The sequence below is a fragment of the Yoonia sp. GPGPB17 genome (genome assembly GCF_037892195.1).
GTDB lineage: Bacteria > Pseudomonadota > Alphaproteobacteria > Rhodobacterales > Rhodobacteraceae > Yoonia.
This window is the reverse complement of the sequence record NZ_JATACI010000002.1, coordinates 2,962,306-2,976,050: the sequence shown is the minus strand read 5'-3', so window position 1 is coordinate 2,976,050 and position 13,745 is coordinate 2,962,306. Positions and strand designations below refer to the sequence as shown.

The following is a 13,745-nucleotide window of genomic DNA, read 5'->3' as shown; positions in this document are numbered from 1 at the left end:
TTAAGCCTCCTTGGCGGCCGCTGCGGCCTTTTCGTTCAGGATTGTCTTCACTTTGGCAGCGTTGCGGCGGGCCGCACGGATGCCTGCTGTGTTTTCCAGCTGACCAGTGGCCTGCTGGAAACGCAGATTGAAGCTCTCTTTTTTCAGGTTCACCAGCTCTTCACGAAGCTGATCGGGCGTCTTGTCCCGCAGTTCATTGGCGTTCATGCCATATTCCTTTGTCAACATCACCGGCAGGCCGTACGAAACGTCACCCGATTCCCGGTGGAGTGGGGGTATAAGTGGGCCGTTTAGACCCCATCCCAACATAAAGCAACCCCTTGTGAGCAAAGAGTTGCAGGGCTTTATGTGGGCGTCATTGATGACACACTATACCTAGCTGCCCTGCCCCGATATCAACGCGGCATGTCAGATATCAAATCCCTCTTCGCGACCCGCCTTTACCACGCCACGCTCTCTGAGCATGGCGGCCCGATTGACCCAGCTGAGCTTGAAAACTCCTGCCTTGTCATCGCCGACGACGATGAAGCGGGGCAGGACTGGTGCGAAGAGAACGGCTATCCCGGCTACACCTCCTACGCCTCGCTTAGCGACCTGCCATGGCGCTTCCCGATTTTCGCCGATCTGGTCAAAGTCCTCGACGCTCATGTCGCAGCGTTCACTGCAGACCTCCAATTCGACTTGGGCGACAAGAAACTCCAACTCGAAGACATCTGGATCAACATCCTGCCCGAAGGCGGCATCCACACGAGCCACATCCACCCCCATTCGGTGATCAGTGGCACGACCTACGTCGCCATGCCCGATGGGGCGAGTGCGCTCAAACTCGAAGACCCGCGGCTGCCCATGATGATGGCCGCCCCCACCCGGGTGAAAGAGGCGCGCGACGAACTGCGGACATTCATTTATGCGAAACCATTGGTGGGCGATGTGCTGCTATGGGAAAGCTGGCTACGGCACGAGGTGCCAATGAACATGGCCGACGAAGAGCGGATATCTGTAAGTTTCAATTACAAGTGGGAATGACAGCCGCGACAGAGGGCAGCGCCCGGACCTCGGGGTGGGCGCTCCGACAAGACTGATTGGCGGGTGACTGCATTCAATTGCGAAGGTCCGGCTTGTTGCGACGTTGTAAAAGCGCCCTCCCCATGGGGGAGGTCCGGGCGCTGCCCGGCAAGCCGGGCAGGACAGATGCAAACAGGGCACCACGCCAACATAAGCGATGAAGATACCGACGCGAATGCAACCAATTTATACCGGCGCGATTGACGCAACCTCATCCGGAAACTCTTGGGCCAGCTGTTCTTTGACCTGCGTTACGATTTGCCCCAAAAGGTTCTTTCCCGGCCACAGATCAGAAGGCGTTTCAATGGCCGTAGCCTTATCCAGTCCAATACCCCAGATCACGTCAAGCGGACTGGCCTCAACCAGCGCCTTGTCTCCGGTCTGAAAGAGTTTGCGACGCAGCCCCTTGTTCTGTGCAAATTTGGCGTAATTGATGGACCTGACGATGCCTTCACGATGCTCACACCACACCTGTTCATTGAAACCACGTACCTGCCGACCCAGTGGTTTTTGTTTCCCAGGGTCTGTAGCAGTCAGTATCGCATCCGCAATCTCTGCATCATCAAAAAGCAATGCCTTCTTATACATCATTGCCTGCTCTGCAGTCGAAAAGCGAACCCCGTCCAACTCGAATTCAGCGTGTTGTCACTGACTGAAAGGGCCGTTCCAATAGAAATGATATGCTGCGGAGTTATCGGTCATACGTTTCTATAGCACCAACCCTCAAAACAGAAAGCCCCCACCGATCGCTCGGCAGGGGCTTCACATTCTAAGGTAGGTCAGGGCTTACCCCGAAACCACTTACCAATCTTCGCGAACCACGGTCCGTGTCTTGATCGGCAGCTTCATCGCGGCAAGGCGCAGGGCCTCGCGTGCGATCGTCTCGTTCACGCCGTCGATTTCGAACATCACGCGGCCGGGTTTGACCTTGCATGCCCAAAAATCGATCGAACCTTTACCTTTACCCATCCGTACTTCGATAGGCTTTGATGTGACAGGCACATCAGGGAAGATACGGATCCAGACACGACCCTGACGCTTCATGTGACGCGTCATGGCACGACGTGCGGCTTCGATCTGGCGGGCTGTCACCCGCTCAGGCTCAAGCGCCTTCAGGCCGTAGGTGCCAAAGTTCAGGTCAGACCCGCCCTTTGCCAGACCCTTGATGCGGCCTTTGTGCAGCTTGCGGTGTTTTGTACGCTTTGGTTGCAGCATATCCTGCCCTCCTTAGCGGCGTGGGCCGCGAGGGACAGCGCCCTCTTGCAGCTCAGCGTGTTTGCGGTCATGCGCTGATGGATCGTGCTCCATGATCTCACCTTTGTAGATGAAGACCTTGATGCCGATGATCCCATAAGGCGTCATCGCCTCATACAGCGCATAGTCGATGTCGGCACGCAATGTGTGCAGCGGAACGCGACCTTCACGGTACCATTCAGTACGGGCAATTTCAGCACCGCCCAGACGACCCGCAAGGTTGACCCGGATACCCAAGGCGCCCATGCGCATCGCGTTCTGAACCGAACGCTTCATCGCGCGACGGAAAGACACACGGCGTTCCAGCTGCTGACCAATGCTTTCGGCAACCAAGGCTGCGTCAAGCTCAGGCTTGCGGACTTCAACGATGTTCAGGTGCAGCTCACTATCTGTGAGCGCGGCAAGCTTTTTGCGCAGACCTTCGATGTCTGCACCTTTCTTACCGATGATCACACCAGGGCGGGCTGCGTGGATCGTGACGCGGCACTTTTTGTGCGGACGTTCGATGATCACGCGGCTGATGCCGGACTGTGCGCATTCTTTCTTGATGAAGTCCTTGATCTTCAGGTCTTCCAACAAAAGGTCGCCATAGTCTTTGGTGTCCGCGTACCAGCGGCTATCCCAGGTGCGGTTGACCTGAAGACGCATACCGATCGGGTTTACTTTGTTACCCATTATGATTGCTCCTCAACTTGACGCACCTTGATGGTGATTTCAGCAAACGGCTTGATGATCTTACCAAAACGGCCACGGGCCCGAGGGCGTCCGCGCTTCATGGTCAGGTTCTTGCCAACATATGCCTCTGCGACGACCAGTTCATCGACGTCAAGGTTGTGGTTGTTTTCTGCATTGGCGATGGCCGACTGAAGACACTTCTTCACATCGTCCGAAATCCGCTTTTTGCTGAAAGTCAGGTCAGTCAGCGCCTGCTCAACTTTCTTGCCGCGGATCAGGCCAGCAACGAGGTTCAGCTTCTGCGGAGACGTGCGAAGCATGCGCAGTTTTGCCATCGCTTCGTTATCGGCCACGCGGCGGGGATTCTTATCCTTGCTCATGGCTTATTTCCGTTTCGCTTTTTTGTCAGCGGCGTGACCATAGTAGGTGCGTGTTGGTGAGTATTCACCGAACTTCTGACCAATCATGTCTTCCGTGACGTTGACAGGGATGTGCTTCTTGCCGTTGTAGACACCAAAGGTCAGACCAACGAACTGAGGCAGGATAGTAGAACGACGCGACCAGATCTTGATCACTTCGTTGCGGCCGCTTTCGCGGGATGCTTCTGCTTTTTTCAAAACATAGGCGTCCACAAAGGGGCCTTTCCAGACGGAACGAGCCATAATTAACGACCCTTCTTCTTGGCATGACGCGAACGCACGATAAGGCGCTGCGATGCTTTGTTCTTGTTACGGGTACGCTTGCCCTTGGTGTCTTTGCCCCAAGGTGTCACAGGCGTACGACCACCAGATGTGCGGCCTTCACCACCACCGTGCGGGTGGTCGATCGGGTTCATCGCAACACCACGGACACTTGGGCGGATGCCCTTGTGACGGGTCCGGCCCGCTTTGCCGAAGTTCTGGTTGGAGTTATCAGGGTTCGATACAGCACCGACAGTGGCCATGCATTCCTGACGGATCAGGCGCAATTCGCCAGAAGACAAACGGACCTGTGCATAACCACCATCACGACCCACAAACTGGGCGTAGGTGCTTAAGCTGCACGGGCGATCTGGCCGCCTTTGCCTGGCTTCATTTCGATGTTGTGAACGATCGTACCGATGGGCATGCCGCTGAAGGGCATTGCGTTGCCGGGCTTAATGTCAGCCTTGGCCGATGCGATCACCTTGTCACCAACAGCCAAACGCTGTGGGGCAAGGATATAATTCTGTGTACCGTCTTCGTACTGGATCAGCGCGATGAATGCGGTGCGGTTCGGGTCATATTCGATCCGTGCGACAACAGCGGACATGTCCAGCTTGTTCCGCTTGAAATCGACGATGCGGTAAAGACGCTTAGCGCCCCCACCAATACGACGCATAGTGATCCGTCCGGTGTTGTTCCGGCCGCCCGATTTGGTCAAACCCTGTGTGAGGGATTTGACAGGACGTCCTTTCCAAAGCTCCGAACGGTCGATCAGCACCAGCCCACGCTGGCCCGGCGTCGTCGGTTTGTACGACTTGAGTGCCATGTTAGCTTCTTCCGTTTGCTTGGCGGGCCCCTAGGTGGAACCCTGATGTGAAAGGCCCCCGTAGGTGCCCGTTAGTCATATCACAAAGACCCCGGAACGAATCCGAGGCCAAGCGATTGCGGGGATGTAGCAGGGAGGGGTGAGGGTGGCAAGTGTTGGGGTGTGGTTTTTCAGGCATCTCCGTTGCGATACAACTTGTGCGCCTTCGATAAAGTAGAACTTAAAACTTCGGGCTACTTCAACCCATAGTATTGCTTCAGCCCTTCTGCAATGACTTCCTTCGCTATCGCTTTGCCTACCCCCCAAACCTCCGATGCTCCGTCTTGCAATTTTGCCTTCACCCACTCCTGAGCGCCACCACCCAGCGGTGCTTCTTCAGATTCTGGACCTTCCGCTTTGGCAATTGCTGCCAGTTCCGCGGCTTCCTGCTCAGGAATCCCCTTCGACGTAAGAGCTTCAATCAAAGCGCCTGTGTCACCCTTGGTAACACTGAGATTCACGACGGAATCTGAACCCGCATGTATGTTAGTTACATCTCCATAGAATACTTGCTGGGTAAGCTGCTTCACTTCTTCGATTTCTTTTGGCGAGATGCCAGCATTGGCTTCGCCAATTGCTATCTCTAAGGCAGACGGGATTTGTTTCTCGAGCTTTAGGACAAAATCGAGCGTCTTTGATCTCACGGTCTGCTGAACGCGGGTAAACGCCCCAACATCAATTCGGCTATTAATCTCGACGATAGCCATTCCTTCATAGACTTTGCCTTGCAAGAGTAACTTAAGGTTACTGGCATCAATGCTGAAGTGGGTATTATCACCCAAGTTCACTAACTGTTGGTCGATCACTGCCAATCCTTCACGAAGATCGTAATTGATCCACTGCTTACCTGCTATTTGCTCAACTAGGTGGCTCGGGATCGTGACGTTGTTGATCCGCTTAGCGATATCAACGAATGTTCCAGTATAGGTAATTTTTACCTTCGATAAGCTGGAATAACCGCATCATCGGGATAACCCTCAGACTCAAACATTACCCAATCTTCAAGAATATCTGCGTCAAGCTTTGCTGCAAGGAAGCGCAACTTCAATAGGATGGAGCCCACACCAACTTTATCATCGAGAAGTGCAGCTTGAATTTCGTGAAGAAGTGCCATCCATCCTCCCATCAAATAAATCACTAGGCAGTATTATTCGGGAGCAGACGTGCACTAAAAAGTACTGAACGTTTGATTTGCCTGCGCCTTTGATACGACCCAAACATTTAGTGGGCGAATTGTCTAGCAGCGGGATAGCTTGGTTCTTTGATAGATAAAAATGCGTTTTCTCCCCAAATGCTTGTGGCATGCAGTATCAATGCGTTCTCGTGCGTATAGCCCGGAATCAAGCCGCAGGCGCCGGGCCAGCGACGGCCCGTCCGGCGGGCTGGCGCTTTGCTAGCGTTACGCACATCGCGACGTTTCCGCATGGGCGGCTGCCATAAATTGCCAGACAGAGATCTAACCGATGCCAACCCACGGGCCATCGCTCGCCCTTGAGTTTTTGGCAAGCGTTGGCTCAAGCATAACGATCGCAAGGGCATCGAGCCAGATATTTACCGCGCTCCCTGTGGCTTATGACCCGAAAAACAAAAAAGGCCCCCGGTTTGCACCGAGGGCCCTTTCAGTTCTTTCAACGTCTGATCAAAGACCAGTCGAGACATCAATCGTGTTGCCTTCTTCCAGCGTCACATAGGCTTTCTTCACGTCCTTACGTGTACCCAGTGATCCGCGAAAGCGCTTCACTTTACCTTTGGTGATGGATGTGTTGACCGCTTTGACCTTCACACCAAAGAGGCTTTCAACAGCTTCCTTGATCATCGGCTTATTGGCGTCGATCGCCACTTCGAAAACAACAGCATTGGCCTCAGAAGCCATTGTTGCTTTCTCGGTGATGACCGGCTTGCGGATCACATCGTAATGTTCTGCTTTGGCGTTCATGACAAACGAGCCTCCAGAGCTTCGACGCCTGCTTTGGTCAACACGAGTGTGTCAGACTTCAGGATGTCGTAAACGTTCGCACCCTGTGAGGGGAGAACGTTCAGAGTGTTGATGTTGGCGGCTGCCTTCTTGAAGTTTTCGTTTACTTCGGCACCGTCGATGACCAGCGCGCGCTTCCAACCAAGGGACCCGACCTGCTTGGCCAGTGCCGATGTCTTGGCATCTTTCATGTCGATGCTATCGACAACCACCAGCTCGCCAGCGGCCACTTTCGCGGACAAAGCGTGCTTGAGACCAAGCTTGCGGAACTTCTTGGGCAGATCATGCGCGTGGCTACGGGGCGTTGGACCCTTGTAGATACCACCGGACCGGAAGATCGGTGCACCACGAGAGCCGTGACGTGCGCCACCTGTGCCCTTTTGGCGATAGATCTTCTTGGTGGAATAGCTCACTTCGGAACGACCCAGCACATCGTGTGTGCCTGCCATTGCCTTGTTGCGCTGCCAGCGAACGACGCGGTGCAAGATGTCCTTGCGCGGCTCAAGACCGAAGATCTCGTCGTTCAGTTCGACGGAACCAGCTTTCTTGCCGTCCAGTTTGATTGCATCAGCCTTCATTCTTTTTCACCTTCTTCTGGCGCGGCATCATCTGCCGAGGCTTCAGTTGTGGCTTCTGCTTCCGCAGCTTCCAGCGCGGCCTGCTCTGCTTCGGCAGCGGCCTTTGCGGCGGCTTCCTCTTCAGCGGCAGCAGCGGCGGCAGCTTCTTCAGCCAGACGCTCTGCTTCTTCGGCCATGGATTTCAGACCAGCAGGGTAAATCACGTTCTCAGGCGTTGGCTTTTTCACCGCATCCTTGATTGTGACCCAGCCACCTTTGGAGCCTGGAACAGCGCCTTTGACCATGATGACACCACGGTCAGCATCTGTCTTGACCACTTGCAGGTTCTGAGTAGTGACTTTCGCCGCACCCATGTGACCGGCCATCTTCTTACCTTTGAAGACTTTGCCCGGATCCTGACACTGGCCTGTGGAACCATGCGAACGGTGCGAGATCGAAACACCGTGTGTCGCGCGCAGACCACCAAAGTTGTGGCGCTTCATCGCACCGGCAAAACCTTTACCGATGGATGTACCACAAACGTCAACGAACTGACCTTCGAAGTAGTGGTTCGCTGTCAGCGTCTCACCCACGTTGATCATGTTCTCTGGGGCAACGCGGAACTCAGCAACCTTGCGCTTGGGTTCTACCTTGGCCTTGGCAAAGTGACCGCGCATCGCTTTGGATGTGCGCTTGGCCTTGGCGTTGCCTGCACCTAGCTGAACAGCCGTGTAGCCGTTTGTGTCAGCAGTACGCTGTGCGACAACCTGCAGGTTCTCGAGGGAAAGAACGGTCACAGGGATCTGCTTGCCGTCTTCCATGAAAAGCCGGGTCATGCCGACTTTCTTTGCGATCAATCCTGTACGGAGCATGTTGGTGCCTCCTTATACAGAAATCTGGACGTCAACACCGGCGGCCAGGTCGAGCTTCATCAGCGCGTCCACGGTCTGTGGCGTTGGGTCGATGATGTCGAGAAGGCGCTTGTGTGTACAGATCTCGAACTGATCGCGGGATTTCTTGTCTACGTGGGGGCCACGCAGAACGGTGAACTTTTCGATCTTGTTTGGAAGTGGGATCGGTCCACGCACGCTTGCGCCTGTGCGCTTTGCTGTGCTGACGATTTCCTGTGTGCTTGCATCAAGCACCCGGAAATCAAACGCCTTGAGGCGAATACGGATGTTTTGGCTCGCTGCCATGTCATCACCCTTTATCTAGGGCCTTAACGGATTGGACGAAGCCGGCTCATCCGACCCCCTCGTCGCGTCTTTTGGTCCAACGTATACAGAGCACGCGCGGCGCACCCTTATTGGATAGCGGGCGTATAGGGGGAGTCAGCGGATGTGTAAAGGGGGGTTGGTACTTCGAAACGGTCACTAAAGCAAAACACTACCTGAAGATGTTTTCTCTTTTAAGAATCGCCTAATGGTGTAACTCTATAGCTGTTATTACCTAGTGAAAGTGAAAGCACTCATGAAATTCTTACTTATTGCCGGTATCGCGATGCTTCTTTCCGCTTGCACAGCAAACATGCAAGCCTTGGGAGGCAAAACACAACGTGGCTTCATCGATAGAAGCAGTTATAAATTTGGAGAGGTTCTCCTATGGGATAGTCAGGCGAAGAGACTTCAGCCACTCGCAGTTCTTAGAGAACTTAATGTTGACACCGACGATCAAGGCACAACAGACAGAGTGAACTTCTCAACTGAAGTAAAATTTGGCGGCAACATCGATCTAACCGCAGCTCAAATTGACGCTCTACAAGGCGAAGTGACCTCTCGGACCACAGCAACGATCACCAACTTTGTTACTCAGCAATTTTTTCAAGTCAGAAATGTGTTTGAAGACAACTGGGACGCCGAACCCGACAAGTGGCGCCGCTTGACTGAAATCTCTGTAAATGGATGGCCAGCCGACGGAAGCCCCATTTATGTTGTTGTCATTGACGATCAAACGCTGGCAAAAAAATGGAGATCCAAGTCGAAGGACAGAGCGCAGTTGGAGCATCATTTGAGTCTTCGATCCGAGGTCCATTTGGCGCTAACTTGAATTACTCAATCGTAGACACTGCTGCGATCAATAGAGAGAATAGTGGGAACGGTCGATCTGTCGTTTTTTTCGAACCAACGATCATTAGAATTACGCAAGGCGCCAATGGTAATCCTTTCTTTTCTACAACTCGTGTCGACAACAAAGTTCGAGAAGAGATTGAGGCATATCTATTGCGATAGTTAGAATTAAGCATTTGCAAAACGCAAAAGGCCGCCCCTTATGGAGCGGCCTTTGGTTGTAAGGTGGATCATGATCCACCTTACGTGTTTGGTCAGTCGTGTTTACTCGACGATTTTGGAAACGACGCCAGCGCCGACGGTGCGGCCGCCTTCGCGGATGGCGAAGCGCAGGCCGTCTTCCATCGCGATGGGGGCGATCAGCTCGACGTTGAACTTCAGGTTGTCGCCCGGCATCACCATCTCTGTCCCCGCTGGCAGCTCAACAGTACCGGTCACGTCTGTGGTCCGGAAGTAGAACTGTGGGCGGTAGTTGGCAAAGAACGGCGTGTGACGGCCACCCTCTTCCTTGGTCAGGATGTAGGCCTCGGCCTCGAACTTGGTGTGTGGCTTCACAGAACCCGGCTTGCACAGGATCTGGCCACGCTCAACACCGTCACGGTCCACGCCGCGCAGCAGCGCACCGATGTTGTCGCCAGCTTCACCGGAGTCCAAGAGCTTGCGGAACATTTCAACGCCTGTGCAGGTCGTTTTCGCTGTGTCGCGGATCCCGACGATTTCGATCTCGTCACCAACATTGATCACGCCACGTTCAACACGGCCGGTCACAACAGTCCCGCGGCCAGAGATCGAGAAGACGTCCTCGATGGGCATCAGGAACGGCAGGTCAACCGCACGGGCTGGTGTCGGGATGTATGTGTCCACAGCTTCCATCAGGGCTTCGATGGATTTCTTGCCGATCTCTTCGTCACGCTCTTCCATCGCGGCCAGAGCCGAACCCGGGATCACAGGAATGTCGTCGCCAGGGTACTCGTAAGAGGACAGAAGCTCGCGGATTTCCATTTCCACCAGTTCCAGCAACTCTTCGTCATCCACCTGGTCAACCTTGTTCATGTAGACAACCATGTAAGGGATGCCCACCTGACGGCCCAGCAGGATGTGCTCGCGTGTCTGTGGCATTGGGCCATCAGCGGCGTTCACAACCAGGATCGCGCCATCCATTTGCGCCGCACCGGTGATCATGTTCTTGACGTAGTCAGCGTGGCCGGGGCAGTCGACGTGCGCGTAGTGGCGGGTCTCTGTTTCATACTCAACGTGCGCGGTCGAGATCGTGATACCACGGGCCTTTTCTTCGGGCGCGCCGTCGATCTGATCATAGGCCTGGAAGTCACCAAAGTACTTCGTGATCGCCGCTGTCAGCGTCGTCTTGCCGTGGTCAACGTGGCCAATCGTACCAATGTTCACGTGCGGCTTGTTACGTTCAAACTTTTCCTTAGCCATGAGAGGCCTCCTTCGATTTTGTTGTGCGGCGGGGTTGGCCCCGCCCTACGTGGGGGTGGTAGGGCGGGGTTCACCCCGCCGCACCGCTTATGCGTATTTTGCCTGAATCTCTTCCGAGATGTTGCTTGGCACTGGATCGTAGTGGTCAAACTGCATCGTAAACTGCGCGCGACCCGAAGACATGGAGCGCAGCGTGTTGATGTAGCCAAACATATTCGCCAGAGGCACCATTGCGTCGATAGCAATAGCGTTGCCGCGTGTGTCCTGACCCTGTACCTGACCCCGACGTGATGTCAGGTCGCCGATGATACCACCGGTGTATTCGTCAGGTGTGATCACCTCAACCTTCATGATCGGCTCGAGCAGTTTCGCACCAGCTTTGCGCATGCCTTCACGCATACACATACGGGCCGCGATTTCGAACGCCATGATGGACGAGTCAACATCGTGGAACTTCCCGTCGATCAAGGCCACCTTAAAGTCGATCACAGGGAAGCCAGCCAATGGGCCGTTATCCATGACGGACAGGATGCCTTTTTCAACACCGGGAATGTATTCCTTAGGCACAGAACCACCAACGATGCGGCTCTCGAAAGAGTACCCTTCGCCGGGCTCTGTCGGTGTGATGATCATCTTCACTTCGCCGAACTGACCAGACCCACCAGACTGCTTCTTGTGGGTGTAGGTATGCTCGACCTCGTGGCCGATGGTTTCACGATAGGCTACCTGTGGCGCACCGATGTTTGCTTCGACTTTGAACTCGCGCTTCATGCGGTCAACAAGGATGTCGAGGTGCAATTCGCCCATGCCCTTCATGATGGTCTGACCGGATTCCAGATCAGTTTCCACACGGAAGGATGGATCTTCGGCAGACAGACGCTGCAAGGCGATGCCCATCTTTTCCTGGTCACCCTTTGTCTTAGGCTCAACGGCGATCTCGATCACAGGGTCGGGGAATGTCATTGTTTCCAGAACAACCGGATCAGCAACAGAACACAATGTGTCCCCTGTTGTTGTGTCCTTCAGGCCGCCCAGCGCGATGATATCACCAGCGAATGCTTCGGAGATCTCATCACGGTCGTTGGAGTGCATGATCATCATGCGGCCAACGCGCTCTTTCTTGCCTTTGGTGGAGTTCAGGAACGTGTCGCCCTTTTCCAATGTACCAGAGTAGATCCGTGTGAATGTCAGCGAGCCAACAAACGGGTCGTTCCAGATTTTAAACGCCAGCGCAGAGAACGCCATGTCATCGTCCGCACGGCGGGCAATGTCACGGACTTCGTTTTCGTCGCCGGGCTTAAAGCCCATGTAGTCAACAACGTCGAGCGGGCTTGGCAGATAGTCGACAACAGCGTTCAACAGCGGCTGAACACCCTTGTTCTTAAATGCAGAACCACCCAGAACAGGTACGAATGCCATGGACAGACACGCCTTGCGGATCAGCTTGCGCAATGTTGGCACGTCAGGCTCATTGCCTTCCAGATACGCTTCCATTGCATCGTCGTCTTGCTCAACCGCACCTTCGATCAGCTTCTCACGCCACTCGGCGGCAGTATCCTGCAAGCTGTCACGGATCGGCGCTTTGACCCAGGACGCACCAAGGTCTTCGCCCTGCCACAGCCATTCTTCCATGGTCACAAGGTCAACCAGGCCTTCTAGCTCAGTTTCCGCACCAATGGGGAATGCGATGGGCAATGCACGTGCGCCTGTACGGTCTTCGACCATTTCAACACACTTGAAGAAGTCAGCACCGATCTTGTCCATTTTGTTGACAAAGACCATGCGCGGCACCTTGTAGCGGTCAGCCTGACGCCAAACAGTTTCTGTCTGCGGCTCAACACCGGCGTTGGCGTCAAGCACACAAACCGCACCGTCAAGCACAGCCAGAGAACGCTCAACTTCGATGGTGAAATCAACGTGGCCGGGGGTGTCGATGATGTTCAGGCGGTGCTTGGGGCTGTCAGCAGTTTCACCATCTTCTGTGCGCTCCCAGAATGTGGTTGTCGCAGCAGAGGTAATGGTAATACCACGCTCTTGCTCTTGCTCCATGTGGTCCATGGTCGCCGCGCCATCATGCACTTCGCCGATGTTATGCTCTTTACCTGTGTAGTACAGGATACGCTCGGAACATGTGGTCTTACCGGCGTCAATATGCGCCATGATGCCGAAGTTACGGTAAAGTTCGAGGGGATACTCGCGTGCCATCTTGATAGCTTCCTTTTACCAGCGGTAGTGGCTGAACGCTTTGTTCGCGTCGGCCATCTTGTGGGTGTCTTCGCGCTTTTTGACGGCTGTGCCACGGCCATTGACCGCATCCATCAGCTCGCCTGCAAGGCGCTCTTCCATGGTGTTTTCGTTGCGCTTTTTCGCAGCAGCGATCAACCAGCGAATGGCCAGTGCTTCGCGGCGCTCGGGGCGCACTTCAACAGGCACCTGATATGTCGCACCACCGACGCGGCGCGAACGCACTTCGACGGCTGGCTTGATGTTATCAAGACTCTCGTGGAAGACCTCCACAGGGGATTTCTTCATTTTGTCTTCAACGCGATCAAAGGCGTTATAGACGATACGTTCTGCGACGGATTTCTTACCGTCGATCATGAGGTTGTTCATGAACTTGGTCAGAACCAGATCACCAAACTTTGCGTCTGGCAGGACTTCGCGTTTTTCAGCGGCGTGACGACGTGACATCTAATCTCTTCCTTACTTAGGACGCTTCGCGCCGTACTTCGAACGGCGTTGCTTACGGTCTTTGACACCTTGTGTATCAAGCACACCACGCAGGATGTGGTAACGCACACCTGGAAGGTCTTTGACACGGCCGCCACGGATCAGAACCACTGAGTGCTCCTGAAGGTTGTGGCTTTCACCGGGGATGTAAGAGATGACCTCAAAACCGTTTGTCAGGCGCACTTTGGCAACCTTACGCATGGCCGAGTTCGGCTTCTTCGGTGTCGTTGTATAAACGCGCGTACAGACGCCGCGTTTTTGTGGGCAGCCTTCCATATGCTGCGACTTGGACTTGGTGACTTTTGGCTGGCGCGGTTTGCGGATCAGCTGCTGAATCGTTGGCATCGTTTGATGTTCCCATCTATTCACATTTTGCGTCCGGCAAACGCGGGTTTCAAAAATGCTTTCACTTCGGAAAGCACAAAAATTCCGCAG

At 54.4% G+C, this 13,745-nt stretch carries 18 protein-coding genes and 1 pseudogene; 2 read left to right on the top strand and 17 right to left on the bottom strand.

What is annotated here, in order from left to right:
* Positions 1–207, bottom strand: a complete 207-nt coding sequence (rpmC, locus tag QTO30_RS15640) for a 50S ribosomal protein L29 (RefSeq protein ID WP_100367919.1) — start codon at positions 205–207, stop codon at positions 1–3.
* A 198-nt stretch (positions 208–405) separates the two neighbouring features.
* Between rpmC and QTO30_RS15635 the strand changes: the two genes are divergently transcribed.
* Positions 406–1,026 carry a TIGR02466 family protein gene (locus tag QTO30_RS15635; RefSeq protein ID WP_340425008.1) on the top strand — a complete coding sequence of 207 codons (621 nt, stop codon included), beginning with the start codon at positions 406–408 and terminating at the stop codon, positions 1,024–1,026.
* Between the two features lie 225 nt (positions 1,027–1,251).
* Here the strand turns inward: QTO30_RS15635 and QTO30_RS15630 are convergent, their stop codons facing one another.
* From QTO30_RS15630 to rpsJ, 12 genes and pseudogenes are all read right to left on the bottom strand, one after another.
* On the bottom strand, positions 1,252–1,692 hold the full coding sequence (locus tag QTO30_RS15630; protein ID WP_340425007.1) for an NADAR family protein: 441 nt from the start codon (positions 1,690–1,692) through the stop codon (positions 1,252–1,254).
* Between the two features lie 174 nt (positions 1,693–1,866).
* On the bottom strand, positions 1,867–2,280 hold the full coding sequence (rplP, locus tag QTO30_RS15625; protein ID WP_340425006.1) for a 50S ribosomal protein L16: 414 nt from the start codon (positions 2,278–2,280) through the stop codon (positions 1,867–1,869).
* Positions 2,281–2,292: 12 nt separating this feature from the next.
* The gene (gene rpsC, locus QTO30_RS15620) at positions 2,293–2,994 is read right to left on the bottom strand and encodes a 30S ribosomal protein S3 (RefSeq protein ID WP_108813542.1); all 702 of its coding nucleotides are present in this window, start codon (positions 2,992–2,994) and stop codon (positions 2,293–2,295) included.
* Positions 2,994–3,374, bottom strand: coding sequence for a 50S ribosomal protein L22 (gene rplV, locus QTO30_RS15615; protein ID WP_008236481.1), 381 nt, complete (start codon positions 3,372–3,374; stop codon positions 2,994–2,996). Before rplV ends, rpsC begins: the two co-directional genes overlap by 1 nt.
* A 3-nt stretch (positions 3,375–3,377) precedes the next feature.
* Positions 3,378–3,656, bottom strand: coding sequence for a 30S ribosomal protein S19 (rpsS, locus tag QTO30_RS15610; RefSeq protein WP_055295568.1), 279 nt, complete (start codon positions 3,654–3,656; stop codon positions 3,378–3,380).
* A gap of 2 nt (positions 3,657–3,658) precedes the next feature.
* Positions 3,659–4,503, bottom strand: a pseudogene (gene rplB / locus QTO30_RS15605) (50S ribosomal protein L2).
* Between the two features lie 233 nt (positions 4,504–4,736).
* Positions 4,737–5,435 (bottom strand): AbiTii domain-containing protein, encoded by a 699-nt coding sequence (locus tag QTO30_RS15600; RefSeq protein ID WP_340425953.1) that lies wholly within the window; start codon positions 5,433–5,435, stop codon positions 4,737–4,739.
* A gap of 41 nt (positions 5,436–5,476) precedes the next feature.
* Positions 5,477–5,656, bottom strand: a complete 180-nt coding sequence (locus QTO30_RS15595) for an AbiTii domain-containing protein (protein ID WP_340425003.1) — start codon at positions 5,654–5,656, stop codon at positions 5,477–5,479.
* A gap of 525 nt (positions 5,657–6,181) precedes the next feature.
* On the bottom strand, positions 6,182–6,478 hold the full coding sequence (locus QTO30_RS15590; RefSeq protein ID WP_340425002.1) for a 50S ribosomal protein L23: 297 nt from the start codon (positions 6,476–6,478) through the stop codon (positions 6,182–6,184).
* Complete coding sequence (rplD, locus tag QTO30_RS15585; protein ID WP_340425001.1) at positions 6,475–7,095, bottom strand: 50S ribosomal protein L4; 621 nt, start codon at positions 7,093–7,095, stop codon at positions 6,475–6,477. Before rplD ends, QTO30_RS15590 begins: the two co-directional genes overlap by 4 nt.
* Positions 7,092–7,946, bottom strand: a complete 855-nt coding sequence (gene rplC / locus QTO30_RS15580; RefSeq protein ID WP_340425000.1) for a 50S ribosomal protein L3 — start codon at positions 7,944–7,946, stop codon at positions 7,092–7,094. Before rplC ends, rplD begins: the two co-directional genes overlap by 4 nt.
* A 12-nt stretch (positions 7,947–7,958) precedes the next feature.
* The gene (gene rpsJ, locus QTO30_RS15575; protein ID WP_340424998.1) at positions 7,959–8,270 is read right to left on the bottom strand and encodes a 30S ribosomal protein S10; all 312 of its coding nucleotides are present in this window, start codon (positions 8,268–8,270) and stop codon (positions 7,959–7,961) included.
* Between the two features lie 274 nt (positions 8,271–8,544).
* Here rpsJ and QTO30_RS15570 point away from each other — a divergent pair, with 274 nt between their 5' ends.
* Positions 8,545–9,120 (top strand): hypothetical protein, encoded by a 576-nt coding sequence (locus QTO30_RS15570; RefSeq protein WP_340424997.1) that lies wholly within the window; start codon positions 8,545–8,547, stop codon positions 9,118–9,120.
* Between the two features lie 284 nt (positions 9,121–9,404).
* Here the strand turns inward: QTO30_RS15570 and tuf are convergent, their stop codons facing one another.
* From tuf to rpsL, 4 genes are all read right to left on the bottom strand, one after another.
* Positions 9,405–10,580, bottom strand: a complete 1,176-nt coding sequence (gene tuf / locus QTO30_RS15565; protein WP_340424996.1) for an elongation factor Tu — start codon at positions 10,578–10,580, stop codon at positions 9,405–9,407.
* 87 nt (positions 10,581–10,667) lie between these two features.
* The gene (gene fusA, locus QTO30_RS15560) at positions 10,668–12,785 is read right to left on the bottom strand and encodes an elongation factor G (protein WP_340424995.1); all 2,118 of its coding nucleotides are present in this window, start codon (positions 12,783–12,785) and stop codon (positions 10,668–10,670) included.
* 15 nt (positions 12,786–12,800) lie between these two features.
* Complete coding sequence (gene rpsG, locus QTO30_RS15555; RefSeq protein WP_340424994.1) at positions 12,801–13,271, bottom strand: 30S ribosomal protein S7; 471 nt, start codon at positions 13,269–13,271, stop codon at positions 12,801–12,803.
* Positions 13,272–13,283: 12 nt separating this feature from the next.
* Entirely contained in the window at positions 13,284–13,655 is a 372-nt protein-coding gene (rpsL, locus tag QTO30_RS15550; protein WP_008232574.1) for a 30S ribosomal protein S12, read from the bottom strand.
* Positions 13,656–13,745 lie beyond the last annotated feature (90 nt).

Bases quoted from the DNA above. Each gene is read 5' to 3' on its own strand.
- fusA (WP_340424995.1), bottom strand. From the start codon at position 12,785: ATGGCACGCGAGTATCCCCTCGAACTTTACCGTAACTTCGGCATCATG.
- rpsJ (WP_340424998.1), bottom strand. From the start codon at position 8,270: ATGGCAGCGAGCCAAAACATCCGTATTCGCCTCAAGGCGTTTGATTTC.
- QTO30_RS15570 (WP_340424997.1), top strand. From the start codon at position 8,545: ATGAAATTCTTACTTATTGCCGGTATCGCGATGCTTCTTTCCGCTTGC.
- rpsG (WP_340424994.1), bottom strand. From the start codon at position 13,271: ATGTCACGTCGTCACGCCGCTGAAAAACGCGAAGTCCTGCCAGACGCA.
- rpmC (WP_100367919.1), bottom strand. From the start codon at position 207: ATGAACGCCAATGAACTGCGGGACAAGACGCCCGATCAGCTTCGTGAA.
- tuf (WP_340424996.1), bottom strand. From the start codon at position 10,580: ATGGCTAAGGAAAAGTTTGAACGTAACAAGCCGCACGTGAACATTGGT.
- rplP (WP_340425006.1), bottom strand. From the start codon at position 2,280: ATGCTGCAACCAAAGCGTACAAAACACCGCAAGCTGCACAAAGGCCGC.
- rplC (WP_340425000.1), bottom strand. From the start codon at position 7,946: ATGCTCCGTACAGGATTGATCGCAAAGAAAGTCGGCATGACCCGGCTT.
- rplV (WP_008236481.1), bottom strand. From the start codon at position 3,374: ATGAGCAAGGATAAGAATCCCCGCCGCGTGGCCGATAACGAAGCGATG.
- rpsS (WP_055295568.1), bottom strand. From the start codon at position 3,656: ATGGCTCGTTCCGTCTGGAAAGGCCCCTTTGTGGACGCCTATGTTTTG.
- rpsC (WP_108813542.1), bottom strand. From the start codon at position 2,994: ATGGGTAACAAAGTAAACCCGATCGGTATGCGTCTTCAGGTCAACCGC.
- rpsL (WP_008232574.1), bottom strand. From the start codon at position 13,655: ATGCCAACGATTCAGCAGCTGATCCGCAAACCGCGCCAGCCAAAAGTC.
- QTO30_RS15635 (WP_340425008.1), top strand. From the start codon at position 406: ATGTCAGATATCAAATCCCTCTTCGCGACCCGCCTTTACCACGCCACG.
- QTO30_RS15595 (WP_340425003.1), bottom strand. From the start codon at position 5,656: ATGGCACTTCTTCACGAAATTCAAGCTGCACTTCTCGATGATAAAGTT.
- rplD (WP_340425001.1), bottom strand. From the start codon at position 7,095: ATGAAGGCTGATGCAATCAAACTGGACGGCAAGAAAGCTGGTTCCGTC.
- QTO30_RS15590 (WP_340425002.1), bottom strand. From the start codon at position 6,478: ATGAACGCCAAAGCAGAACATTACGATGTGATCCGCAAGCCGGTCATC.